We start from the raw sequence: 22,715 nt of genomic DNA on the forward strand, positions 1-22,715 counted from the left end.
GGAGGACGACGATGTGCTCAGCCGACGACGACGCGCTCGTTGGGCACGCAGTGCGTCATCTCCAGGCCGGTGACGTCGCGCGGGCCGTTCTTGCCGAGGTTGGCAGCGCGCTGCTTCTCCTCGTCGGTGAGCGTCTGGGTCTGCAGCGGCGGCAGACCGCGGACGTCGTCGGCACTGATGCCGAGCCCCTCACCGACGCGCTGGCCGAGCTCGTCCTCGCACATGAAGAAGTGCCACACCATGCGCTCCTGGATCTCGCGGGGGCACTGCTTCAGCGCGGTGACGAAGTTGAGGACGAGGTCGTCCTTCTCCCACTGCTCGCTGAGCAGGTAGCGCTCCCCGGCCTGCTGGTAGTCGTTGGTCCGCGGGATCCGCTTGCGGGTGAGCCGGCCGGTGATGACCGGGCCCTGCTCGTCGTGGGTCGGGTACTCCGCCTCGCGCAGTCCGCCCTGGATGGACGGCTCGTAGTTGACGTGCGGGTTCTGGCCCTCGCCGAGGTCGACGCCGTAGGCCATCACGCTGTCGCGCTGGTTGGTGGCCACCCGCGTCTTCGGGGCGTTCACCGGCAGCTGCAGGTAGTTCGGGCCCACCCGGTAGCGCTGGGTGTCGGAGTAGGAGAACGTCCGGCCGACCAGCATCTTGTCGTCGGAGAAGTCCAGGCCGTCGACGAGCACGCCGGTGCCGAAGGCGATCTGCTCGTTCTCGGTGAAGAAGTTCTCCGGCGCGCGGTTCAGCGTCATGGTGCCGACCTTGCGCAGCGGGAAGTCGTTCTCCGGCCAGACCTTGGTGTCGTCCAGCGGGTCCCAGTCCAGCTCGGGGTGCTCGTCGTCGCTCATGATCTGGACGTAGAGGTCCCACTGCGGGTAGTCGCCCCGCTCGATGGCGTCGTAGAGGTCCTTGGTGTGCGCACCGAGCGTCTCCGCCTGGACGGCGGCGGCGTCGGCGGCCGTGTAGGACTTCACGCCCTGCCGCGGGTGCCAGTGGTACTTGACCAGGACGGTCTCGCCCTCGGCGTTGACCCACTTGTACGTGTTGACGCCGAAGCCCTGCTGGGTGCGGTAGCTGGCCGGGATCCCCCGCGGGCTGAACACCAGCATGATCATGTGCATCGACTCAGGCGTCTGGCTGAAGAAGTCGAACGCGCGCCAGGCGACGTTGGCCTCGAAGGTGACCGGGTCGGGCTTCTGCGAGTGGATGAAGTCGGGGAACTTGATCGCGTCGCGGATGAAGAAGATGCCCAGGTTGTTGCCGACGAGGTCCCAGTTGCCGTCCTCGGTGTAGAACTTCACCGCGAAACCGCGGGGGTCGCGGGCCATCTCCGAGGAGTCGCGGCCGCCGGCCACGGTGGAGAACCGGATCGCGAGGTCGGTCTTCTTGCCCTTCTGGAAGAGCTTCGCGCGGGTGTACTTGCTGATCGGCTCGTCACCGACCGTGCCGTCGGCCTCGAAGTAGCCGAAGGCGGTCGCACCCCGGGCGTGCACCACGCGCTCCGGGATCCGCTCCCGGTCGAAGTGGCTCATCTTCTCGAGGAAGTGGTAGTTCTCCAGGGTCGCCGGACCGCGAGCGCCCACCGTCCGCTGGTTCTGGTTGTCGTAGATGGCGTGACCCTGGCGGTTGGTCAGGATCGGGCGGCTTGCCTCGCTCGGGGCCGGGCCCTGCGATGCGACGTCGGTCATGCGGATGCTCCTTCTCGGATTGCGTGCTGCTCGTTCTGCACTGACTCTGCTGCTGCCCTGTTCTGGCAGCCACGACACAGCCCCCAGAACACGACCTCGGCCTCGTCGACGACGAAACCGGCCGTGTCCGAGGGACTCAGGCACGGGGCAGCCCCGACCGCGCAGTCGACATCGGCGACCGCGCCGCAGGAGCGGCAGACCAGGTGGTGGTGGTTGTCGCCCACCCGCAGCTCGAAGAGCGCGGGCGCACCGGCGGGTTCGATCCGGCGGGCGAGCCCCACGGAGACCAACGCGTCGAGCACGCCGTACACCGTCTGGGGGGACAGCGTGGGGTGCTGGGCGCGGGCGCCGGTGACGATCGCGTCGGCGTCGGCGTGGGGGTGGGTGGAGAGGACCTCGAGCACCGACAGCCGCGGTCGGGTGACCCGCAGACCGGCCTCGCGCAGCTGGTGCGCCCACGTCGTCTCCATCGCGCCCCACTCAACACCCTTGTTTTGATCCAGTCAAATCAACACCGGTCGAAGGGCGGCGACGATCAGGGCACCTGATCGTGGAGCCTCCTCCCTCGCGGTGCACGGTGAGGGAGGACGCCCGATGATCAGGGAAGCTGATCGTCGCCGGGTTCAGGCGAAGACGATGGTGCGGTCTCCCTCGACGATCACGCGGTCCTCCACGTGCCAGGTCACCGCCTGCGCCAGCACCTGCCGCTCCACGTACCGCCCCAGCCGCCGCATGTCCTCGACCGCCGCCCGGTGGTCGACCCGCGCGACCTCCTGCTCGATGATCGGCCCGGCGTCGAGCTCGGCGGTCACGTAGTGCGCCGTCGCCCCGATCAGCTTCACCCCGCGGTCGTGCGCCGCCTGGTACGGGTTCGCGCCGACGAACGCCGGCAGGAAGCTGTGGTGGATGTTGATCAGCCGCTCCGGGAACCGCGCGCAGAACTCCGGCGACACGATCTGCATGTAGCGGGCCAGCACCACCAGGTCGACGTCGCCGACGATCTCCAGCGCCCGAGCCTCCGCCTCCGCCTTCGTCGCCGGGGTGACCGGCACGTGGTGGAACGGGATGCCGGCGGCCGCCGCGACCGGCTCCAGGTCGGGATGGTTGGAGACGACGCAGGCGATCTCGGCTCGCAGGTCCCCGGCGCGCACCCGGTAGATCAGCTCCTGCAGGACGTGGTCGGTCCGGCTCACGAAGACCGCGACGGTGGGGCGATGGCTGGCCTCGGTGAGGCGCCAGGTCAGCTGCCACTCCCCCGCCAGCGCGGCGAGCCGCTGCTCCAGGTCGGCCCGTCGCTCGGCGAGGTCCGCGAGGTGGAACTCCAGCCGCAGCGAGAAGGTGCCGCCCCAGGGGTCGGACGAGTGCTGCTGCGAGTCGGTGATGTTCGCGCCGACCTCCGCCATGAGCCCGCTGAGCGCGGCGACGATGCCCGGCCGGTCGGGGCAGCGGACGACGAGCCGCCCCAGGTCGCTGGTGCGGGGATCGAGCGGGACGACGGCGGACATGCGCCGATGCTCTCACCGGCCCTCCGGCACGCTGCGCCCCGGCGGGCGGCGGCCCCGGCGGGCTCACCGGGCGGCGAGGACACGGTCCACGACCTCGGCGCCGAGCAGACCCAGGGGGACGACGACGACCAGGCACCCCGCCACGACCAGCCGCTGCCGCCACGAGCGCGCCAGCGCCAGGGCCACGACGAGTCCGACGACGGCCATGATCACCCCCGAGGACCCCTGCCACGGGAAGCGCACCGCCCGCAGGAGCCCCTCGCTGACCAGCACCCCGGCGAGCAGCGCGACCCCCGCCGCCGCCCGCCGCGGCTCCCCCGCCCGCCACCAGGCCCCGGCGACCGCGAAGACCACCCCGGCCACCACGCCGGCGGCCGACCAGGTGACGGCGGCCGAGGTCGCGTGCGGCACGCCCTGCGCGGACTGGGTCGCGTAGTAGGCGGTGACCAGCAGCAGTTCGGTCACGACGCCGGCGACGTCGGCCGTGGGCAGGTGCAGCGCCAGCGCGCCGACGGCGAAGGCGGGGACGCACCAGGCCGCGACGGAGTTGGCCACATCGCCCACGGGTCGTCGAGCACGCCCTGGAGCACCTCGGTGAGCGCACCGACCCCCGCACCGAGCACCAGGACGACGGCCACCAGCGCCGGGGTCGGCACCGGCCGTGGGGCGAGTGCTGTGGTCAGGGTCCGAGCCTGCCCGGCCGGGAGTCCGGCGTCGTCGGACCGTGGACGGATCCCGCGCTCCACCCAGGGTCCGACGTCACACCTCGGGCAGCGTCCCCCGGCGCGCGTTCGCGACGTCGAAGAGGTCGCCGTACTGCTCGACCCGCGCCAGGACCTCGTCGGTGGTGAAGCGCAGCGCCGCGGGGTCGAGCGAGCCGTCCCGCACCGCGTCGACCTCGTCCCAGCCGATCGGCGTGGACACCGTCGCCCCGGCCCGCGCCCGCAGCGAGTAGGGCGCCACGGTGGTCTTGGCCGGGTTGTTCTGGCTCCAGTCGATGAGCACCTTGCCGGGGCGCAGCGCCTTCTCCATCCGCCACACGACGTCGTCCGGCGTCTCGGCCGACAGCTCCTGCGCCAGCTGCTTGGCGTACCGGCTCGGGTGCTCCCTGTCGGCCGGCGCCGAGATCGGCGCGTACACCTGCATGCCCTTGCTCCCCGACGTCTTCACCACGGGGTCCAGGCCGTCGGCCTCCAGCCGCTCCCCCAGCCGCTCGGCGACGACGCAGCACTCCGCGAGGCCGGTCTCCGGCCCCGGGTCGAGGTCGAGCACGAGCAGGTCGGGCAGCTGCGGGACGCCGTCGTCGTCCACCTGCCACTGCGGCACGTGCAGCTCCAGCGCGGCGAGGTTGGCCGCCCAGGCCAGGTCCGCGACGTGCTCCAGCACGACCATGTCGAGCGTCTCCCGGCCGCGCGAGCTGCCCGGGGTGGGGATCGTCGCCCGCCGCACCCACTCCGGCGCGTGCCGGGCGCTGTTCTTCTCGAAGAAGGCCTGCCCGTCCACGCCGTCGGGCCAGCGGGTGAAGGTCACCGGACGCCCGGCCAGGTGCGGCAGCAGCACCGGGGCGATCCGCACGTAGTAGTCGATGACCTGCGCCTTGGTGAGCCCGACCTCCGGGAACAGCACCTTCTCCAGGTTGGACACCGCCAGCTGCCGCCCGGCGATCTCCACCCGCTGCTTGGCGGGGCTCACGACTCCCGCACCACGTCGTCGGGCTCCAGGTCGTCGCGGACCCCCCGCCAGGACGGGTGCCGCAACCGGCCCTCCGCCGTCCACACCGCGTAGGCCACCTCACCGACCAGGTCGGGTTCCACCCACCGCGCGTCCCGGGTGATGTCCCGCGGCAGCGACCCGTCGAACGGCGACGACGTCCGCGGGGTGAGCGAGCGCTGGAGGTCGCGCAGGTCCTGGTCGCGGAACCCCGTCCCGACGTGCCCGACGTAGACCAGCCGGCCCTCGTCGTCGGGCACCCCGACCAGCAGCGAGCCGATCGTCCCTACGCGCCGGCCCTGGCCGGGCCGCCAGCCGCCGACGACGACGGACTGGGTGGAGAAGTTCTTGACCTTGCGCCAGTCGGGGCTGCGGACCCCCTCCCGGTACGGCGACCCCAGCCGCTTGGCGACGACGCCCTCGAGCCCGTTCTCCTGGCTGGCCGCGCGCACCTCGGCTCCGCCGCCCCGGAACCACGGCGTCACGGCCCAGCGGTGACCGGCCGGGGCGAGGTCGTCGAGGAGGGCGCGGCGCTCGGCGTAGGGCCGGTCGCGCAGGTCCTCCCCGTCGAGCGCCAGCAGGTCGAAGACGAGGAAGGTCACCGGCGCGGCAGCCGCCAGCCGCCCCACCTCCGGGCCGGTGCGGTGCATGCGGTTCTGCAACGCACCGAAGTCGGGCCGGCCGCGGTCGTCCATCATCACGATCTCGCCGTCGACGACGACGTCGCGCCCGTCGACCGCAGCGGGCAGCCGGCCGACCTCGGGATAGCGCACGGTGATGTCGGTGCCCTTGCGCGAGGTCAGGGCGAGCACGCCACCGCGGACCGTCGCCACGGCGCGCACGCCGTCCCACTTGAACTCGTAGCCCCACCGCGCGTCCTCGTCCGCTCCCGGGAGCTCGCCGGGGGTGGCGAGCATCGGCAGCGGTGCGGGGGGCGGCTCCGCGGTGCGCGCCGGGTCCCGACTCGCGCGGTACTCGGCCAGCGGGTCGTCGCGCCGGGTCGGCACGTCAGGCGCTGCGGCGGGCGCGCTTGGCCGGTGGCTTGTCGGCGCTCGCGGACTTCTTCGCCGCCGTCGTCTTCTTGGCCGCGCTCTTCTTCGCAGCCGGCTTCTCGTCGTCGTCCTTCGTCGCGGCGGCCTTCTTCGCCGGAGCCCGCTTGGCCGGGGCCTTCTTCGCCGGTGCCGCGCCGGAGTCCTCGCCGGAGCCGTCGGCGGCCGCGCCGCCGCGGGCGCGCTCGACCGATGCGCGCAGCGCGCTCATCAGGTCGACCACCGCCGCCCCCTCGTCGGCCGGCTCTGCCGGCTGGGCGACCTCGCCGCCGCTCTGCTTGGCCTCCAGGAGCTCGGTCATCGCCTCGCGGTAGTCGTCGGTGAACTCCGACGGGTCGAACTCCCCGGTCATCGAGCCGATCAGCGCCTCGGCCATCTTCAGCTCCTGCGGGCGCACGCTGATGTCCTCGTCCAGGAAGGCGAAGTCCGGACGGCGGATCTCGTCGGGCCAGCGCATCGTGTGCAGGACGAGGACGCCGTCGCGGACGCGCAGCGCGGCCAGCGACTCGCGCTGGCGGATGGCGATCTTGGTGATCGCGACCTGGCCGGCGTTCTCCAGCGCCTCGCGGAGCAGCACGTACGGACGGGCGGCCGGGCCGTCGGGCTCGAGGTAGTAGGTCTTCTCGAACATGATCGGGTCGATCTCGTCCTGGTCGACGAACTCGAGCACCTCGATCTCGCGGCGGGTGCTCAGCGGCAGCCCCTCGAAGTCCTCGTCGGTGAGGATGACGACCTCACCGCTGGGCAGCTCGTAGCCCTTGGCGATGTCGCTGTACTCGACCTCTTCGCCGTCGATCGAGCAGATCCGCTTGTACTTCACCCGGCCGCCGTCGGCGGCGTGCACCTGGTGGAAGCGGATGTCCTTGTCCTCCGTGGCGGAGTACAGCTTCACGCCGATGCTGACGAGGCCGAACGACACGGCCCCGCGCCAGATCGATCGCATGCCGCCCCCTCCCGAACGGGCCCGCACGGGCCCGGAACGACCCGCACCGGGTCAAGATCACAGGATAGGTGCGCGGTGGCGCGTCCGGCAGGTCGGAATCCGCGCCGTCTCCCCCGGTAGGAGTAACCCCGCCGGCCGCGGGACTACTGGGCGTCCTGCCCGTCCGACGGCGCGAGACCGCCGTTCTGGATGCCGTCGTAGACGAACTGCAGCACGTCCGAACCCGCCACCATCGTCATGGTGAGCGCGGCCAGCCGAGTCGCCCTGGGCGCGGTGACGTAGCCGAACACGAAGCCGGTGCCGACCCACTGGGCGAGGCAGAACGGGCAGGTGAGCAGCTCCCCCACCGCGTGCTTGACGCCGCCGTGCTCGCGCACCTCCTCGGCGACCTCGGCGTGCCCCGACGTGCCCTCGAACCGGACGAACGGCGCCCGCAGCGGCGCGGTCACGGGGTCCTTCGCGATCCGGCGGGCCAACCGGAAGGTGGCGATCGTCAGCAGGGCGGCGTCCCCGAACGGGATCCGCTCGGGCAGCTCCTTGTTCGAGCCCTTGACCGCGGCGGCCGCGGCCGACACCAGGCCGACGTAGACGCCCATCGCGCCGAGGTCACCGGCGAGCGGCCGCGGCTCGCCCCGCGTGTACTCGCGCTTCTGGGTACGGGCCCACCGGCGGACCGGCGCCCCGATCCGCTGGACCTCGGCTGCGATCGACATGGTGCCGCGCTACCCCCGCCGTCTCCGGGGCATGCTCACCGCCCCGGCCGGTGGGGCAGCGCACACGACGCATGGCGCTCGGGTCGGCGGGTAGGGCCCGGAACCGACGCCGGTCCGCACGCGACCGGCCGCGAGTCCCCCAGGGGACGACGAGAGCGGGTGCCGCCCGCCCGACGAACGGAGACGCGCATGACCGACCCCGGCACTCCCGACGACACCACGCAGACCGAGGGTCAGACCGCCCGGGACATCTTCCCCGAGGACGACGGCATCCCCGAGACCGCGCAGGACGACTCCCCCACGATGGAACGGGCCGAGGACCCGCAGTTCGAGGCGCTGCCCGGCGAGAGCCCGACGGCCAGCACCGACTTCGGCACCACCGCGCGCGAGCAGTCCGAGGGCGAGCCGCTCAGCGACCGGCTGGCGCGCGAGGTCCCCGACGACGCCCCGGACGTGCGGCCCGCCGAGGATCCGCAGCGGGCCGAGGCGCAGGTGGAGCAGGAGACCCCGATCACGCCGCTGCCCGGTGGCACCCCGGGCCTCGGCGACGACGTGGCCGCCACCGAGGAGGCGCCCATCGGCGGCGAGGGGCCCGAGGAGAACGCCGTGCACGTGACCGACGGCTGAGCGGCCTCCCCGCCCGACGGACGGCTGCCCGCCCCGCACGCGACGCGGACCCACCGTCGCGCGGGGCGGGTTGGCGCGTCCGGGGGCGGTTGTCTACGTTGGGTCCGCGGTTCAGCAGGAAGCCGCACCGGACCGGACCGCCCAGGCCCGTATCCGGCCGCGTAGACCACGTGCGGACCCGGCGGCTGCGGCCTCCGGTCCGTGCAGCGGTAGATTGACCGGGCGGTGCGCAGCCAGGCCGCCGCCGAGAGGAGCACCGTCCGTGACGACTTCCGACCTTCCTGCCGAGGGGCAGCCCGACGTGTCGACCGAGGGCACCGACGCGCCCTTCGACGACGTGATCACGCTCTCCACCTCCACCGAGGACGGCGTGGTGACGGTGACGGTCGTCGGCGAGGTGGACACGTTCACCGCCCCGGTCCTGCGCTCGACGCTGGACACCCAGCTGGAGCAGTCGCCCCAGGAGCTCGTGATCGACCTGTCCGGCGTCCAGTTCCTGGGCTCGGCCGGGCTGGCCGTGCTCGTCGAGACGCAGAAGTCCGCCCGCGCCCGCGAGGTGGGGCTGCGGCTGATCGCCACGACCCGCGCGGTCACCCGACCGCTCGAGGTGACCGGGCTGATCGACCTGTTCACGATCGCCGACAGCACCGCTCGCTGACGAACGACCTCGTCCCACGACGACGGGCCCCCGCTTCCGCGGGGGCCCGTCGTCGTCTCAGGCCGAGAGCAGCCGGCAGACCGCGCCTTCCAGCAGCTTCTGCGTGTCCCGGTCGGACTCGGCCTCCTCGGCCCGCTCCAGCACGTGCTGGCGGATGGTCTCCCCGTGCTCGAACCGGTCGACGACCCGCGGGTCGACGTAGCTGGCCTTGCAGACCGCCGGGGTGTTGCCGAGCTGTTCGGCGACCTGCTTGTAGGCGGCGCTGATCACCTTCTTGCGCGCCGTCCTCGACCCCGGCGGGGGCGCCTCGGCGAGCGCGGCGGCCATCAGCACCGTCGCCGTCCAGGTGCGGAAGTCCTTGGCCGAGATGTCCGCGCCGCTGATCTCCTTGAGGTAGGCGTTGATCTCGGAGCTGCTGACGTCGCGCCACTCGCCGTCCTCGGTCTGGTACGCGAGCAGGTCCTCCCCCGCGTCGGCGGGCCGCTCCAGCAGCTGCCGGACGACGGTGGCCGTGGGCCGGTCGGTGATCTCCACCTCCCGCTCGATGCCGCCCTTGGCGGTGTAGGAGTAGAACGTGCGCTCGCCGCGCACCGACACGTGCGAGCGCTTGAGCGTGGCCAGCCCGTAGGTGCCGTTCTCCTCCTCGTACTGCTCGCTGCCGATCCGGAAGGCACCCAGGTCGAGCAGCCGGATCGCCGTGGCCAGCACGCGGTCCCGGGTCAGGCCGCGGCTGCGCAGGCCGGCCGCGACCGCGTCCCGGACGTCGGGCAGCTGCCGGGCGATCTCGAGGACCCGCTCGTGCTTCTCCGCGTCGCGTCGCGCGCGCCACTGGTCGTGGTAGCGGTACTGGCGGCGGCCGGCCGCGTCCACGCCGGTGGCCTGGATGTGCCCGTTGGGCCACGGGCAGATCCACACGTCGCGCCAGGCGGGCGGGATGGCGAGCCCTCGGATGCGGTCCAGCCGCTCGTCCTTGATCAGCGCGCCGTCGATGTCGTAGTAGGCGAAGCCCCGCCCGGCCCGGCGACGCCGGTAGCCGGGCGCGTTGACGTCGCTCCGCCGCAGTCTCACCGCCGGTGCATGGTCACCGGGGCGGTCGCGCAAACGCGGACCGGGCGCGGCTCACCCGTCAGCGGAGGTCGACCAGCCCGCCGAGGCCGCTGATCTCGAGCACATGCCGGGTCACCCCGCCCGCGGTCGCGTGCACGACCAGCTGCCAGCCCTCCTCGCGGGCGATGCGGGCCACGGCGAGGACCACGCGGACCGCGGCGCTGCTGAACAGCGTGACGCCGGCGAGGTCGAGCTCCACGCGGGCGGTTCCGCCGCGGCTGGCCTCGAGCAGCCGGATGCGGAGCTGGTCGGCGTTCCGCTCGTCCAGGATCCCGGCGGCCCGGACCACCGGGCAGGCGCCCTCCCGGTCCACGACGACGGAGGCGCCCTCGACCTCGCCGGTCGCGGCCTGCGGGTCCTCGGAGTTGCGGCGCAGCCGCGAAGTCAGCGTCACGGTGGTGCCGTCCACGTCGTCGAGGGAGACGCCGTCGACGAGCTGCCGCATGATGAGCAGCCCGCGGCCGCGATCCCCGGGGTCACGGTCCGGGGGCCGCCAGGTGCCCCGGTCGCGGACCCGCACCGTGAGCACCCCGTCGACGTCCACGTCGGCGCGCACCGACATCGGTCCCGGCTCGGCGTCCCGGTAGGCGTGCTCGGCGGCGTTCGCGCAGGCCTCGCCGACGGCGACCATCACCCCGACCCGGTCGTTCTCGTTCATCCCCAGGTCGGTCAGCCAGGCGGTGAGCCGGCGGCGGATGCCGGGCAGAGACGCGGGCACCGCGAGGAGCTCCAGGTGCAGCGGCTCGGGCCGGGTCGCGCGGCGGTGTGCGACGAGGACGGCGATGTCGTCGGGCCACTCCTCGGGACGGCGGATGCGCTCGGCGATCGCGGCGGCCAGGCCGGGGGCCGTCTCCGGGTCGGCCACGTCCGGGCGGGCCAGCACGCCGCGCGAGGCCGCCACCAGCCGGTCCAGCGCGACGAGGTAGTCGGACCCCGCACCGACGAGCGCGCCGTTGGAGAAGAGCACCAGGGTCGCGCCGTGCTCGAGCACGTGCCGGTGCACCGGGATCTCGGCACCGGGCAGGCTGCCCAGCGGCGGCCGGGGCACCACCGGGAGGAACTCGGCGCCGCCGTCGCTGCCGACGACGAGCGGCGCGGGATGGCCGGCGGCGGTGTAGGCGAGCTCTCCGGTGCCCGCGTCCAGGACCGCGTAGAAGACCGAGGCGCCCTCGACGTCCTCCATCTGGGTCGCGAAGGCGTCGAGGTTCCCCAGCACGGCCGGCGGCGACGGGTCCCGCAGCGCGGTCGACCGCATGGCTCCGCGCAACCGGCTCATCGCACCCGCGGCCGAGACCCCGTGCCCGACGGCGTCGCCGACGACGAGCGCGACCCGGCCGTCGCCGAGCGGGACGGCGTCGTACCAGTCGCCGCCGGCCGCACGCACCGAGGTGGCGCGGTGGTAGCTGCCCGCCAGCGCCAGGTCCGGCAGCATCGGCAGGAACGGCGGCAGCAGCGAGGACTGCGCGGCCTCCACGCCGTCCTCCGAGGTCGGCGGCCACGAGGAGGGGTCGGCGTCGCGCTGGTCGTGGTCGAGCACCACGATCGCGCCCGGCCCGCCCGACACCCGGAGCGGCCGCACGACGGCGGTGACCACCTGTCCGCCGTCCCCCATCGGGCCGCTGAGGCTCTCCGACCGGCCCGTGGTGATGACGGCGTCCACCACCTCGCCGATCGAGCGGCCGTCGACGGCGGGCAGCCCGCCGAGGGCCCCGAGCCGGCGGGCGCTGGCGTTGGTCCACACGACGGACCCACCCGCGGTCAGGCAGTAGATCGCGGCCGCGGCGTCCTCCATCGCGTCGAGCAGCGCGGCTGCCCCTTCCGGTCCGTGGCTCGGGAAGGGGTCGTGCGAACTGCCGCGGCTGGCGCTCATCCCAGGCCAGGGAACAACAGCCTCCTGACCTCGGCAACCGCGCTGCGGGGCCGTCCGGACGTGGCCTGGACCACGTTTGACGGGCGCCTCCGCCCGGGTAGGTGAGCCCGTCGGCATCGCGCCCACGACCGGCCCGGCTCACCCCGCGGACCGTGCGGACAGGCAGGATGGACACCGCGACTCGATGGCCGAGTGCGCCGGGACGAAGGAGCGGGACACGGATGGTGGACTCGAGGGGTGCCCTCGCGCAGGACGGGCGGCGCGCGGATCGGCTGGAGCTGCGGGTGCCCATCACCGCGATGCAACTGCCGGCGGTCCGGGCGATGGCCGGTGACCTGGCCATCCGGATGGACTACGACCTCGACAGCGTCGAGGACCTCCGGCTGGCCGTCGACGAGGCCTGCGCGACGCTGGCCAGCATCGCCGACGGCGAGCCGCAGCTGACTGTCGTCTTCGAGACCACGCGCAGCGGCCTGCACATCGAGGCCTGGGTGCCGACGGCGGAGGGGACCGACGTCCCCCGCGACGGGTTCGGCTGGACCGTGCTCGCCACGCTGGTGGACGCCGTCGAAGGCCGGCCCTCGACGCAGGCCCAGGTGCCGGGCGGGAACGGATCGGACGCTCCGGTGGCTGTCATCGCCATGGACAAGTACCTGCCGGGGCAGCGTCCCCCGGAGCTCGCGGGCGAGGCCGGGCCGACCTTCTCGGTGGCCCGGTGACCCGGTCGCCCGCCACCGACCCCTCGGGGATCGCGGTGGACCCGCGGGACGGCGTGGCTCCCGAGCCGCGCGAGGCGCCCGACGGCGGGGCCGAGACCCCGGCCGCGCCGGCGGCCGCTGGTGACGAGCCGACCTCCGAGGCCGCGACGCCCGAGAACGAGGCGCCGGAGAGCGAGACGCCCGAGCCCGAGCCGCCGGTCTCCGAGAACCGCCGCCGCGCCGAGCGCACCGCCCCGCTGTTCGCGGAGCTGGCCACGCTGGAGAAGGACGATCCGCGCCGGGAGCGGCTGCGGGAGATCCTCGTCGAGGAGCACCTGCCCCTCGTGCGGCACTTCGCGCGCCGGTTCAGCAACCGGGGCGAGCCGTTCGACGACCTCCTGCAGGTCGGGACGCTGGGACTCATCGCCGCGATCGACAGGTTCGACCCGACCCGCGGGGTGGAGTTCCTCTCCTTCGCGGTGCCGACGATCACCGGTGAGATCAAGCGGCACTTCCGCGACCAGGGCTGGTCGGTGCGGGTTCCGCGCCGGCTCCAGGAGCTGCACCTGTCGCTGAACGCCGCCGTGGGCGAGCTGGCCCAGAAGAACGGCCGCGCGCCCACGCCGAGCGAGCTGGCCCAGCACCTGGGCATCCCGCGCGAGGAGGTGCTCGAGGGGCTCGCCGTCGCCAACGCCTACCGCAGCAGCTCGCTGGACGAGCGGCTCTCCGGGGACGACGACTCCCCACCCTGGCCGCCACGCTCGGCGAGGAGGACGCCGCGCTCGAGGGCGTGGAGTACCGGGAGTCGCTGCAGCCGCTGCTGGCGACGATCCCGGCCCGCGAGCGCCGCATCCTCATCCTGCGGTTCTTCGGCAACATGACCCAGTCGCAGATCGCGGCCGACATCGGCATCTCGCAGATGCACGTCTCCCGGCTGCTGTCCCAGACGCTGGCCAAGCTCCGCGAGGGTCTCCTCAAGGACTAGACCGCTGAACGCCGGTGGCCCGGAACCGACGTGGTTCCGGGCCACTGGCGTTCAGCGCTGGTCGTGCGGATCCTCGTCGGTCGCGTGGAACTGCTCGCGGACGGCGGGGTCGGCGGCCGGGCCGCTGTCGCGCACGTCCTGGGTGAGCTGCGACAGCGGCGGCGGGCTGGGCACCGACGGCGCGGAGTCGCTGATGCTCGACATCTCGATCTTGGCCTCGGGCTGGTCGGCGGCGCGCGGCAGCTGCGACTCGAACCAGCTGCTGGTGTCGATCCCGTGCTCGGGGCCGCCGGAACGCCCGTCCCCGGAGGGCTCGACGTCCATCCACGACTTGCCCTGCTCGGCCCCGCCGAGGCTGGCCAGCCCCTCCAGCGCCTTGCTGAACTCGCTGGGGACGATCCACATCTTGTTGGCGTCGCCCTGCGCGATCTGCGGCAGCGTCTGCAGGTACTGGTAGGCCAGCAGCCCCTGGTCGGGCTTGCCGTCGTGGATCGCCTGGAACACGGTCTCGATCGACTTCGCCTGGCCCTGCGCCTGCAGGTACAGCGCGGCGCGCTCACCCTCGGCCCGCAGGATCCGGCTCTGCCGCTCGGCCTCGGCCTCGAGGATCGCGGCCTGCTTGCGGCCCTCTGCGGAGAGGATCGCCGAGGCCTTCTCGCCCTCGGCCGAGGTGATGGCCGCCTGCCGGTGCCCCTCGGCGGTGAGGATGACCGCGCGCTTGTCGCGGTCGGCGCGCATCTGCTTCTCCATCGAGTCCTGGATCGACGGCGGCGGGTCGATCGCCTTGATCTCGACGCGGGCGACCCGCAGCCCCCACGGGCCGGTGGTCCCGTCCAGCACCTCGCGCAGCTGGCTGTTGATGCCGTCCCGGCCGGTCAGCGCGCCCTCCAGGTTCAGCCCGCCGACGACGTTGCGCAGCGTCGTCGTCGTCAGCTGCTCCATGCCGGTGATGTAGTTGGCGATCCCGTAGACCGCCAGCCGCGGGTCGGTGACCTGGAAGTACACGACGGTGTCGATGCCGACCTGCAGGTTGTCGGCGGTGATCACCGGCTGCGGCGGGAAGGAGACGACCTGCTCGCGCAGGTCGATCGTGGCGCGCACGCGGTCGACGAACGGCACGAGCACCGACAGGCCGGGCGACAGCGTGCGGCTGTAGCGGCCGAGCCGCTCGACGACCTTCGCCTGGGCCTGCGGGACGATCGTCACACTCTTGGCCAGCACGACGACCACGAGCAGGGCGATGACGATCAGGGCGATGAGGGCGGGCTCCACGAGGGCCTCCTTCGTCGGGGCGGGACGAGAACGACCCTTTCACGTCGCAGGACGCCGGTCACGCGCCGTCCACCGGTTCACTCCAGCGCGTCGCCCACCACGGCCGTGGCCCCCTCGATCTGGAGGATCCGGACGGTCGTCCCGATGGGGAACGCCTCGCCCTCGTACTGGGTGCGGGCCGACCACTCGTCGGCGCCCATCCGGATTCGCCCGCCCGAGCTGTCGACGGCGCGGGTGACCGTGGCGGTGCGGCCCACCAGGGTGTCCACCCCGTCCAGCCGCAGCGGCGAGCGGTCCTCGAGGTGCTTCCTGGCGATCGGCCGGACGAAGGCGAGCAGCGCGCCCGAGACGGCGATGAACGCGACGAGCTGCAGGGCCACCACACCCCCAGCGAGCGCGACCGTCATCCCGCCCAGCGCGCCGCCGGCAAGCATGAGCAGGACCAGGTCCAGCGTCAGCATCTCGCCGCCGGCGAACAGCCCGGCGGCGATCAGCCAGAGCAACCACGCAGCCATGGCGGAAGTCTGGCAGAACGGCGCCCTGCCACGCTCCGCTCGCCTCCGGCGCGGCGGGTGCGGCCCGACCTCGAAGGGGGCGCGACATAGCCTCGGGCGGTGCACGACTACCCCGCCGGCCGGTTTGCGGTGTGGACCACCGCATGGCTCGCCGGCCGCACGTCCTACGACGAGGCCCTCGACGCGGTCACCGGTGAGACCGCCCACCGCGTGAGCGGTCTGCCGGACACCGACGGCGCGGTGCCGCTCGGCGCGGCGTTGACCGCTCTGAGGGGGCTGGGCGAGCGCCGGCTGCGGCTGGTGCTGCCGGTGCCCGGGGACGTCCGCGGGCTGCCGGCCGTCCCGGGCCTGGCCGCGGCGGCGCTCGCCTCGGGGCAGGCCGCCGTCGGTGAGCGGGTGGCGCTCGTGCCGGAGCCGCTGGGCCCGGAGGTCGTGCAGTGGACGGCCTTCTCCCTGGACGGAGCCCTTCCCCCGCCTCCGCCCGCCGAGGGCACGCTCCGCTCCGCGTCGGGGGCCCTGGACCTGGCGATCACCGAGTCCGCCCGGACGCTGGCCCAGCTGGACCTCGCCCGGTGGCACCCCGAGGTGCCCGGCCTGCTCGCCGACCTGGCGCGACCGAAGCCCGCACCCGGGCTGCCGCAGGACCACGACCCGCTGGCGCTGTCCATCCTCGGCCGCGCGCTGCGCGTGGCCGCCGTCCTCGACCTGGCGCTGGCCGACGCCCCGGGCGGGGCGGTCACCTCCGGCCAGGCCGCCCGGCGGGACGCCGTCCTCCGCCCCCTCGGCGACGCGGTCCGCGAGGCGGTGACGGCCGCCTACAACGCGCTGCCGCGGTGAGATCACCCACCCAGTGCTGCATGGTCATGCATCGTCGTGAATACTCGTGCCCGTGTCCAAGGTCCTGACGTCCCTCCCTGTCGGCGAACGCGTCGGCATCGCGTTCTCCGGTGGTCTCGACACCTCGGTGGCGGTCGCGTGGATGCGCGACAAGGGTGCGGTCCCCTGCACCTACACCGCCGACATCGGCCAGTACGACGAGCCCGACATCGCCTCGGTGCCCAGCCGGGCCACCGCCTACGGCGCCGAGCTCGCCCGGCTGGTCGACGGCCGGGCCGCGCTGGTCGAGGAGGGGCTCGCGGCGCTGACCTGCGGCGCCTTCCACATCCGCTCGGGCGGGCGCAGCTACTTCAACACCACCCCGCTGGGCCGCGCCGTGACCGGCACCCTGCTGGTGCGGGCCATGCTCGAGGACGACGTCCAGATCTGGGGCGACGGCTCCACCTACAAGGGCAACGACATCGAGCGGTTCTACCGCTACGGGCTGCTGGCGAACCCGGGGCTGCGGATCTACAAGCCGTGGCTGGACGCCGACTTCGTCACCGAGCTCGGTGGCCGCAAGGAGATGTCGGAGTGGCTGGTCGCCCACGGCCTGCCCTACCGCGACAGCGCCGAGAAGGCCTACTCGACCGACGCCAACATCTGGGGCGCGACGCACGAGGCCAAGACCCTCGAGCACCTGGACACCGGCATCGAGTCGGTCGAGCCGATCATGGGCGTGCGGTTCTGGGACCCGGCGGTGGAGATCGAGCCGGAGACGGTGACCATCGGCTTCGAGGAGGGCCGGCCGGTCACGATCGACGGCAAGGAGTTCGCGTCCGCGGTCGACCTGGTCATCGAGGCGAACGCGATCGGCGGCCGGCACGGACTGGGCATGTCCGACCAGATCGAGAACCGGATCATCGAGGCCAAGAGCCGCGGCATCTACGAGGCGCCCGGCATGGCGCTGCTGCACATCGCCTACGAGCGGCTGGTCAACGCGATCCACAACGAGGACACCCTGGCGACCTACCACAGCGAGGGCCGCCGCCTGGGCCGGCTCATGTACGAGGGCCGCTGGCTGGACCCCCAGGCGCTCATGCTCAGGGAGTCGCTGCAGCGCTGGGTCGGCATGGCGGTCACCGGTGAGGTGACGATCCGGCTGCGGCGGGGCGAGGACTACTCGATCCTGGACACCACCGGCCCCTCGTTCAGCTACCACCCGGACAAGCTCTCGATGGAGCGCACCTCGGACTCCGCGTTCGGCCCGGTCGACCGGATCGGTCAGCTCACGATGCGCAACCTCGACATCGCCGACTCCCGCGCCCGGCTCGAGCAGTACGCGCGACTGGGCATGGTCGGCGGCTCCGTGCGGGCGTCGATCGGTGCGGCGCAGGCGGCGTCCACCGGGCTCATCGACGCCTCCGAGCAGGGTGGCGCGGAGACCATCGCGTCGCGCGGGGAGGTCTCCGAGCACGACGAGCTGCTCGACCGTGCGGCGATGGAGTCCGGCACCGACTGAGCAGCCGCAGCGCGCGCGAACCCCTGCAGCGCGGGGCCCGACGTGGTTAGCGTCCTCCGGCATGACCGAGCCGATGACGATGAACCGGGTGATCCACGCCGCCGTCCGTCGGGACCTGGATCGGCTGTCGGCCGCCCTGGGTGCGCTGCAGGACGGTGATCGTCCGCGCGCCCAGGCGCTGGACCGGGCCTACCGCAACCTGCGGAACGAGCTGACCCACCACCACGAGGGCGAGGACACCTACATCTGGCCGATGCTGGCCGGCGCCGGGGTGGACCGCGACCTGCTCGCCGCCATGGAGAGCGAGCACCACACCATGGCCGAGGCACTCGCCGAGACCGCCGGGACGATGCAGGCCCTGGCGTCGAGCGGGTCCGCCGCCGACGCGGCGACGGCCCGGGCCAGCGTCGAGCGCACCCGGGAGGTGGTCGAGCGGCACCTCCGGCACGAGGAGAGCGAGCTGGAGCCGTACCTGCACCGGGTCGAGGACACCCCCGAGTGGCACGCCGTGGAGAAGAAGCTGCGCAGCCAGCCGCCGCGGGTGGCCGGCCCCTTCTTCGCCTGGCTGACCGACGGCATGAGCGACGAGCACCGCGCCTTCCTCAAGGCGACCGTGCCCACGCCGGTGGTCACCGTCTTCAGCCGGGTGTTCGGCCGCCGCTACCACCGTGAGGTGGCACCGACCTGGCGGTGATCAACCGCGCGCGGGCCTGGGCGGCACGAAGCAGCAGTGCGCCGGGCAGTTGGTGCCCAGCCGCGGCAGGCCGCCGGCGCGCCGCTCCTCGAGCAGCAGCCGGACCGACTCGACGAACGCCGGGTGGATGCCCGCCGTCGCCGCGCGGGCGAACGCGAGCCCGACCTCCTCCGCGGTCTCCTTCGCCTCGTTGTCGAGGTCCCAGATCACCTCGAGGTGGTCGCTGACGAACCCGATCGGGAACAGGACGACGGCGGTCTCCCCGCTCGCGGCCAGCGCGCGCAGGTGGTCGTTGACATCGGGCTCGAGCCACGGGACCGACGGCGGCCCGCTGCGGCTCTGCCAGACCAGGTCGAACGTCCGGCCCGGCGCGACCTCGGCGACCACGCGCTCGGCGGCGGCCAGCAGCTCCGCCTGGTAGGCGCCGCCGTCGGGACCGGCGACGGCCGCCATCGAGTCGGGGATGCTGTGCGCCGTCGCGACCAGGCGGGCGCTGTCGCGCACCTCGGCGGGCAGCGAGGCGATCGCGGCGGCCAGGGCATCGGCGTTGGCCCGGATGAAGCCGGGGGCGTCGAAGTAGTGCGGCAGCTTCTCCGCCGTGGGGCCCCCGCCGAAGGAGACGCGGGCCCTGGCGATGTCCTCGTGGTACTGCCGGCAGCTGGAGTAGGAGGCGGTGGACGAGGTCGGGAACACGTAGACGTGCTCGATCCCGTCGGCGGCCATCTGCGCCCAGGTGTCCTCGACGTAGGGCGCCCAGTTCCGGTTGCCCCAGTAGACCGGCAGGTCCATCCCCGCCGCGGCGAGCTCCTTCTCCACGGCCGCGATCAGCGCCTTGTTCTGCTCGTTGATCGGGCTCACGCCGCCGAAGTGGTGGTAGTGCTCGGCCACCTCCTCCAGCCGCTCCCGCGGAACGCCGCGGCCGCGGGTCACGTTCTCCAGGAACGGCATGACGTCGTCCGGGCCCTCGGGCCCGCCGAACGAGAGCACGAGCAGCGCCTCCCGCCGACCGGCCGGCGCCGGGTCGGACGACGGCTCGACGCCGCCGTTGTTGCGGACGGCGAGCGACGGGTCCTCGTCGGGTCGTTGGCCGGCGGGGGTGATGTCGACTGTTGCGCGGGGCACGGTGGTTCTTCTCTTCTCCTGGTACGGACGGATGCGCTCACACGCCGACGGCTCTACACACCGACGGCATGGAAGCCCCCGTCGACGTGCACGATCTCGCCGGTGGTGGCGGGGAACCAGTCGGACAGCAGCGCGACGACGGCCTTGCCGGCCGGCTCGGTGTCGGTGACCGACCAGCCCAGCGGGGCGCGCCCCTCCCAGGCCTCCTCGAACTGGGCGCTGCCGGGGATCGACTTCATCGCCATGCTGCGCAGCGGGCCGGCGGCGACGATGTTGGACCGCACGCCCTCGGGGCCGAGCTCGCGGGCCACGTAGCGGGAGGTGGACTCCAGCGCCGCCTTGGCGGCACCCATCCAGCCGTAGACCGGCCAGGCGACCGAGGCGTCGAAGGTCAGCCCGACCACCGAGGAGGGGTTCGCCAGCAGCGGGCGGCAGGCCTGGGTGAGCGAGGCGTAGGACCAGGCCGACACCTGGAACGCCGTCGCCGCGTGCTCCCAGGCGACCTCGGGGAAGCCCTCCCCCATCGCCTCCTGCGGGGCGAAGCCGATGGAGTGGACGACCCCGTCGAGGCTGTCGAACCCCCGCTCGCGGAGCCGGTCGGCCAGCGTCGACAGGTGCTCGGCGTCGGTGACGTCGAGCTCGATCACCGCGGCCTCCTGCGGCAGCCGCTTGGCGATCCGCTGGCACAGCGACAGCGCCCGCCCGAAGTTGGAGAGGACGACGGTGGCGCCCTGCTCCTGGGCGATGCGTGCGGTGGCGAACGCGATCGACGCCTCGGTCAGCACGCCGGTGACCAGGACCTTCTTGCCGCTCAGGATCCCGCTCATCAGTGCCCCATCCCCAGTCCGCCGTCGACCGGGACGACCGCCCCGGTGATGTAGCCCGCCGCGTCGCTCGCGAGGAAGCGCACCACGCCGGCGATCTCCTCGACCGACGCGTACCGGCCCAGCGGGATCTGCCCCAGGATCTCCTGCTGCCGCTTCTCCGGCAGCTCCGCGGTCATGTCCGTGGTGACGAAGCCGGGCGCCACCACGTTGGCCGTGATGTTGCGGCTGCCGAGCTCCCGGGCGATCGAGCGGGCCAGCCCGACCAGCCCGGCCTTCGACGCCGCGTAGTTGGTCTGGCCGGCCGAGCCGAGCAGGCCGACGACGGAGGAGACGAAGATCATCCGGCCGGCGCGGGCGCGGACCATCCTGGCGCTGGCGCGCTTGGCCACCCGGTAGGCGGCGGTGAGGTTGGCGTCGAGGACGTCGGTGAAGTCCTCCTCCTTCATCCGCATGAGCAGGCCGTCGCGGTTGATCCCGGCGTTGCTCACCAGCACCTCGACCGGGCCCTGGTGGGCTTCGACCTCGGTGAACGCGCGGTCGACGTCGTCGGCGCTGGTCACGTCGCACTGGACGCCGAAGAGCCCGTCGGGAGCGCCGCTGCCGCGGTGGGTCACCGCCACCGCGTCGCCCTGCTCGGCGAACGAGCGGGCGATGGCCAGCCCGATCCCCCGGTTGCCGCCGGTCACCAGCACCGATCTGCCCACGCCACTCCCCTGCCCGACGAGCTCCCGAGTCCTGCACGAACCTATCCCCTGCTCACCGGCGGCACCGCCTACCCGTGGGTAGGGCGGGCACGGATCAGCGGCGCAGGTCGCGCCGCGTCCAGCCGCCGCCGAACAGCGCCCACATCACGAGGAGCGGCTGGAAGAACAGCCGGGCCAGCCGCTTGGTGTCGGTGTCCAGGCCGAAGGCGTCGGTGCCCTCCACGTACTGGGCGACGTTGCCCGGGAAGATCACCACGAAGAACGCGGCGAGCAGCCCGCCGATCAGCTTCTTCCTGCGCGGGAGCACGACGAAAGAGGCGCCGAGCGCGATCTCGGCGACGCCCGAACCGAGCACGGTCAGGTCCTCGTCGACGGGGAACCACTCCGGCACCTGCGCCTGGAACTCCTGCCGCTGGGTGGTCAGGTGCATCACCCCCGCGCCGACCATGATGGTGCCGAGGAGCAGCCGGGCGGCGGTGCGGAGCAGCGAGGTCACCGCGCCAGCCTGGCAGCACGCCCACCGCTCCGCCGGGCGCGTTGACAGGCCGGTGGTGCCGGCCGTAGACAGCGAGCATGGACGAGTCGCGCCGGGTGGCGCTCGAAGTGGCCGACGGCGTGGCGACGGTGCGGCTGGACCGGCCCGAGAAGATGAACGCCCTCGACCCGGCGATGTTCGCGGCGATCCTCGCCACCGGCAAGGAGCTGATGACGCGCGACGACGTCGGCGCCGTCGTCCTCCACGGCGCCGGCCGCGCGTTCTGCGCCGGCCTGGACTTCGGCTCGTTCGCCGACATGGCCGAGCGCGGCGAGGAGCGGACGCGGGAACGGCAGGCGAACGCCCCCGAGCCGCTGGGCGCCGCCGCGGCGCTGGCCCAGCAGGTCGTGCACGTGTGGTCGCTCGTGCCGGCCCCGGTGATCGCCGCGGTGCACGGCGTCGCCTTCGGCGGTGGGCTGCAGATCGCACTGGGCGCGGACATCCGGCTGGTCACCCCCGACGCGCAGCTGTCCCTCATGGAGATCCTGTGGGGCATCGTCCCGGACATGTGCGGCACCCAGCTGCTGCCCGAACTGGTCGGCCGCGACGTCGCCAAGGAGCTGGCGCTGACCGGCCGCAAGGTGTCGGGCTCCGACGCCGTGCGACTGGGGATGGCCACCCGCGAGGAGGCCGACCCGCTGGCCGCCGCGCTCGAGCTGGCCCGCGAGATCGCCGGGCACAGCCGCAGCGCGACGCGGGCCATCAAGCGGCTGGTGGACCTGGCCGGCCGGGTGCCGCTGGCCGAGGGCCTCGCCGCGGAGCAGACCGAGATCGGGAAGCTGATCGGCTCCCCCGAGCAAGCCGCCGTCGTCCGGCGCCGGCTCGGCGGCGGCGCCTAGCTCCGCGCACCCCGCCCGGTCGGGTCAGAGGTACCGGCCGCAGGTGGGCCAGGCACCCCGGCCCTGCACCGCGAGCACCCGCTCCGCGACGGCGATCTGCTGCTCGCGGGTGGCCAGGTCGGCGCGGGGCGCGAACTCGCCACCCCCGAAGCCGGTCCACGTGCGCGCCGAGAACTGCAGCCCGCCGTAGTAGCCGTTGCCGGTGTTGATGCTCCAGTTCCCGCCCGACTCGCACCGCGCGACGGCGTCCCAGTTCCGCCCCGTGCTGGGCGCGGGCGCCGCCGTTCCGGGAGCCGTCCGGGCCGGGGGCGGGGCGGCCGCGGGCGGC

General features: G+C 73.4%; 25 protein-coding genes and 1 pseudogene. 9 read left to right on the forward strand and 17 right to left on the reverse strand.

From position 1 onward, the window contains the following. Window positions 1-17 precede the first annotated feature (17 nt). From A6V29_RS03100 to A6V29_RS03135, 8 genes and pseudogenes are all read right to left on the reverse strand, one after another. Window positions 18-1,676 (reverse strand): catalase, encoded by a 1,659-nt coding sequence (locus tag A6V29_RS03100; RefSeq protein ID WP_137158936.1) that lies wholly within the window; start codon window positions 1,674-1,676, stop codon window positions 18-20. Next, on the reverse strand, window positions 1,673-2,146 hold the full coding sequence (locus A6V29_RS03105; RefSeq protein WP_137158937.1) for a Fur family transcriptional regulator: 474 nt from the start codon (window positions 2,144-2,146) through the stop codon (window positions 1,673-1,675). Before A6V29_RS03105 ends, A6V29_RS03100 begins: the two co-directional genes overlap by 4 nt. A gap of 153 nt (window positions 2,147-2,299) precedes the next feature. Then, window positions 2,300-3,181: a formyltetrahydrofolate deformylase gene (gene purU / locus A6V29_RS03110; RefSeq protein ID WP_137158938.1), complete on the reverse strand. Its 882-nt coding sequence runs from the start codon at window positions 3,179-3,181 to the stop codon at window positions 2,300-2,302. A 63-nt stretch (window positions 3,182-3,244) separates the two neighbouring features. After that, a pseudogene (locus tag A6V29_RS03115) lies at window positions 3,245-3,927 on the reverse strand (DUF6518 family protein). 13 nt (window positions 3,928-3,940) lie between these two features. Continuing rightward, on the reverse strand, window positions 3,941-4,873 hold the full coding sequence (ligD, locus tag A6V29_RS03120; RefSeq protein WP_249932971.1) for a non-homologous end-joining DNA ligase: 933 nt from the start codon (window positions 4,871-4,873) through the stop codon (window positions 3,941-3,943). Beyond that, window positions 4,870-5,898, reverse strand: coding sequence for a non-homologous end-joining DNA ligase (gene ligD, locus A6V29_RS03125; protein ID WP_249932973.1), 1,029 nt, complete (start codon window positions 5,896-5,898; stop codon window positions 4,870-4,872). The genes ligD (A6V29_RS03120) and ligD (A6V29_RS03125) overlap by 4 nt, the downstream gene beginning before the upstream one ends. Window position 5,899: 1 nt before the next feature. Continuing rightward, window positions 5,900-6,883, reverse strand: coding sequence for a non-homologous end joining protein Ku (gene ku / locus A6V29_RS03130; RefSeq protein WP_137158940.1), 984 nt, complete (start codon window positions 6,881-6,883; stop codon window positions 5,900-5,902). A 143-nt stretch (window positions 6,884-7,026) separates the two neighbouring features. Then, complete coding sequence (locus A6V29_RS03135) at window positions 7,027-7,596, reverse strand: DUF1360 domain-containing protein (protein ID WP_137158941.1); 570 nt, start codon at window positions 7,594-7,596, stop codon at window positions 7,027-7,029. Window positions 7,597-7,785: 189 nt separating this feature from the next. On the opposite strand from A6V29_RS03135, the gene A6V29_RS03140 reads away from it, so the two are divergent. Both A6V29_RS03140 and A6V29_RS03145 read left to right on the forward strand, forming a co-directional pair. After that, window positions 7,786-8,223 carry a hypothetical protein gene (locus A6V29_RS03140; RefSeq protein WP_137158942.1) on the forward strand — a complete coding sequence of 146 codons (438 nt, stop codon included), beginning with the start codon at window positions 7,786-7,788 and terminating at the stop codon, window positions 8,221-8,223. A gap of 262 nt (window positions 8,224-8,485) precedes the next feature. Next, window positions 8,486-8,881: an STAS domain-containing protein gene (locus A6V29_RS03145; protein WP_137158943.1), complete on the forward strand. Its 396-nt coding sequence runs from the start codon at window positions 8,486-8,488 to the stop codon at window positions 8,879-8,881. Window positions 8,882-8,938: 57 nt separating this feature from the next. On the opposite strand, the gene A6V29_RS03150 is transcribed toward A6V29_RS03145, so the two are convergent. Both A6V29_RS03150 and A6V29_RS03155 read right to left on the reverse strand, forming a co-directional pair. Further along, the gene (locus A6V29_RS03150) at window positions 8,939-9,949 is read right to left on the reverse strand and encodes a DNA topoisomerase IB (protein WP_137158944.1); all 1,011 of its coding nucleotides are present in this window, start codon (window positions 9,947-9,949) and stop codon (window positions 8,939-8,941) included. Window positions 9,950-10,007: 58 nt separating this feature from the next. Next, window positions 10,008-11,858, reverse strand: coding sequence for a SpoIIE family protein phosphatase (locus A6V29_RS03155; RefSeq protein WP_137158945.1), 1,851 nt, complete (start codon window positions 11,856-11,858; stop codon window positions 10,008-10,010). A gap of 221 nt (window positions 11,859-12,079) precedes the next feature. On the opposite strand from A6V29_RS03155, the gene A6V29_RS03160 reads away from it, so the two are divergent. From A6V29_RS03160 to A6V29_RS21450, 3 genes are read left to right on the forward strand one after another with little or no spacing between them, the layout of a single operon-like run. After that, window positions 12,080-12,577, forward strand: a complete 498-nt coding sequence (locus A6V29_RS03160) for an ATP-binding protein (RefSeq protein WP_137158946.1) — start codon at window positions 12,080-12,082, stop codon at window positions 12,575-12,577. Then, complete coding sequence (locus A6V29_RS03165; protein ID WP_249932974.1) at window positions 12,574-13,437, forward strand: sigma-70 family RNA polymerase sigma factor; 864 nt, start codon at window positions 12,574-12,576, stop codon at window positions 13,435-13,437. The genes A6V29_RS03160 and A6V29_RS03165 overlap by 4 nt, the downstream gene beginning before the upstream one ends. Next, window positions 13,347-13,541: a sigma-70 family RNA polymerase sigma factor gene (locus A6V29_RS21450; protein ID WP_249932975.1), complete on the forward strand. Its 195-nt coding sequence runs from the start codon at window positions 13,347-13,349 to the stop codon at window positions 13,539-13,541. The genes A6V29_RS03165 and A6V29_RS21450 overlap by 91 nt, the downstream gene beginning before the upstream one ends. Before the next feature lie 51 nt (window positions 13,542-13,592). Here the strand turns inward: A6V29_RS21450 and A6V29_RS03170 are convergent, their stop codons facing one another. Then, a complete protein-coding gene (locus tag A6V29_RS03170; protein ID WP_137158947.1) occupies window positions 13,593-14,813 on the reverse strand; it encodes an SPFH domain-containing protein in 1,221 nt (406 codons plus the stop codon). 77 nt (window positions 14,814-14,890) lie between these two features. Continuing rightward, window positions 14,891-15,328, reverse strand: coding sequence for an NfeD family protein (locus tag A6V29_RS03175; protein WP_137158948.1), 438 nt, complete (start codon window positions 15,326-15,328; stop codon window positions 14,891-14,893). A 99-nt stretch (window positions 15,329-15,427) separates the two neighbouring features. Between A6V29_RS03175 and A6V29_RS03180 the strand changes: the two genes are divergently transcribed. The 3 genes from A6V29_RS03180 (at window position 15,428) to A6V29_RS03190 (ending at window position 18,360) form a co-directional block, all read left to right on the forward strand. Further along, the gene (locus A6V29_RS03180) at window positions 15,428-16,165 is read left to right on the forward strand and encodes an Rv1486c family protein (protein WP_137158949.1); all 738 of its coding nucleotides are present in this window, start codon (window positions 15,428-15,430) and stop codon (window positions 16,163-16,165) included. Between the two features lie 52 nt (window positions 16,166-16,217). Then, the gene (argG, locus tag A6V29_RS03185; protein ID WP_137158950.1) at window positions 16,218-17,666 is read left to right on the forward strand and encodes an argininosuccinate synthase; all 1,449 of its coding nucleotides are present in this window, start codon (window positions 16,218-16,220) and stop codon (window positions 17,664-17,666) included. 61 nt (window positions 17,667-17,727) lie between these two features. Further along, window positions 17,728-18,360 carry a hemerythrin domain-containing protein gene (locus A6V29_RS03190; protein WP_137158951.1) on the forward strand — a complete coding sequence of 211 codons (633 nt, stop codon included), beginning with the start codon at window positions 17,728-17,730 and terminating at the stop codon, window positions 18,358-18,360. On the opposite strand, the gene A6V29_RS03195 is transcribed toward A6V29_RS03190, so the two are convergent. The 4 genes from A6V29_RS03195 to A6V29_RS03210 form a co-directional block, all read right to left on the reverse strand. Beyond that, the gene (locus tag A6V29_RS03195) at window positions 18,361-19,482 is read right to left on the reverse strand and encodes a ferrochelatase (protein ID WP_137158952.1); all 1,122 of its coding nucleotides are present in this window, start codon (window positions 19,480-19,482) and stop codon (window positions 18,361-18,363) included. 53 nt (window positions 19,483-19,535) lie between these two features. Then, the gene (gene fabI / locus A6V29_RS03200) at window positions 19,536-20,309 is read right to left on the reverse strand and encodes an enoyl-ACP reductase FabI (protein ID WP_170977667.1); all 774 of its coding nucleotides are present in this window, start codon (window positions 20,307-20,309) and stop codon (window positions 19,536-19,538) included. Next, complete coding sequence (gene fabG, locus A6V29_RS03205) at window positions 20,309-21,013, reverse strand: beta-ketoacyl-ACP reductase (RefSeq protein ID WP_137158953.1); 705 nt, start codon at window positions 21,011-21,013, stop codon at window positions 20,309-20,311. Before fabG ends, fabI begins: the two co-directional genes overlap by 1 nt. Before the next feature lie 94 nt (window positions 21,014-21,107). Further along, on the reverse strand, window positions 21,108-21,509 hold the full coding sequence (locus A6V29_RS03210; protein ID WP_212718966.1) for a DoxX family protein: 402 nt from the start codon (window positions 21,507-21,509) through the stop codon (window positions 21,108-21,110). 77 nt (window positions 21,510-21,586) lie between these two features. Here A6V29_RS03210 and A6V29_RS03215 point away from each other — a divergent pair, with 77 nt between their 5' ends. Continuing rightward, window positions 21,587-22,387 (forward strand): crotonase/enoyl-CoA hydratase family protein, encoded by an 801-nt coding sequence (locus tag A6V29_RS03215; protein WP_137158954.1) that lies wholly within the window; start codon window positions 21,587-21,589, stop codon window positions 22,385-22,387. Window positions 22,388-22,411: 24 nt separating this feature from the next. Here the strand turns inward: A6V29_RS03215 and A6V29_RS03220 are convergent. Beyond that, window positions 22,412-22,715 (reverse strand): transglycosylase family protein (locus A6V29_RS03220; RefSeq protein ID WP_170977668.1); only part of this gene is annotated, 304 nt, incomplete at its 5' end.

This window comes from Blastococcus sp. CCUG 61487 (genome assembly GCF_005222955.1).
Lineage (GTDB): Bacteria > Actinomycetota > Actinomycetes > Mycobacteriales > Geodermatophilaceae > Blastococcus.

Coding starts and splice junctions, on each gene's coding strand:
- A6V29_RS03100 (WP_137158936.1), bottom strand. CDS start 1,676: ATGACCGACGTCGCATCGCAGGGCCCGGCCCCGAGCGAGGCAAGCCGC.
- A6V29_RS03105 (WP_137158937.1), bottom strand. CDS start 2,146: ATGGAGACGACGTGGGCGCACCAGCTGCGCGAGGCCGGTCTGCGGGTC.
- purU (WP_137158938.1), bottom strand. CDS start 3,181: ATGTCCGCCGTCGTCCCGCTCGATCCCCGCACCAGCGACCTGGGGCGG.
- ku (WP_137158940.1), bottom strand. CDS start 6,883: ATGCGATCGATCTGGCGCGGGGCCGTGTCGTTCGGCCTCGTCAGCATC.
- A6V29_RS03135 (WP_137158941.1), bottom strand. CDS start 7,596: ATGTCGATCGCAGCCGAGGTCCAGCGGATCGGGGCGCCGGTCCGCCGG.
- A6V29_RS03140 (WP_137158942.1), top strand. CDS start 7,786: ATGACCGACCCCGGCACTCCCGACGACACCACGCAGACCGAGGGTCAG.
- A6V29_RS03155 (WP_137158945.1), bottom strand. CDS start 11,858: ATGAGCGCCAGCCGCGGCAGTTCGCACGACCCCTTCCCGAGCCACGGA.
- A6V29_RS03160 (WP_137158946.1), top strand. CDS start 12,080: ATGGTGGACTCGAGGGGTGCCCTCGCGCAGGACGGGCGGCGCGCGGAT.
- A6V29_RS03175 (WP_137158948.1), bottom strand. CDS start 15,328: ATGGCTGCGTGGTTGCTCTGGCTGATCGCCGCCGGGCTGTTCGCCGGC.
- A6V29_RS03190 (WP_137158951.1), top strand. CDS start 17,728: ATGACCGAGCCGATGACGATGAACCGGGTGATCCACGCCGCCGTCCGT.
- fabI (WP_170977667.1), bottom strand. CDS start 20,309: ATGAGCGGGATCCTGAGCGGCAAGAAGGTCCTGGTCACCGGCGTGCTG.
- A6V29_RS03215 (WP_137158954.1), top strand. CDS start 21,587: ATGGACGAGTCGCGCCGGGTGGCGCTCGAAGTGGCCGACGGCGTGGCG.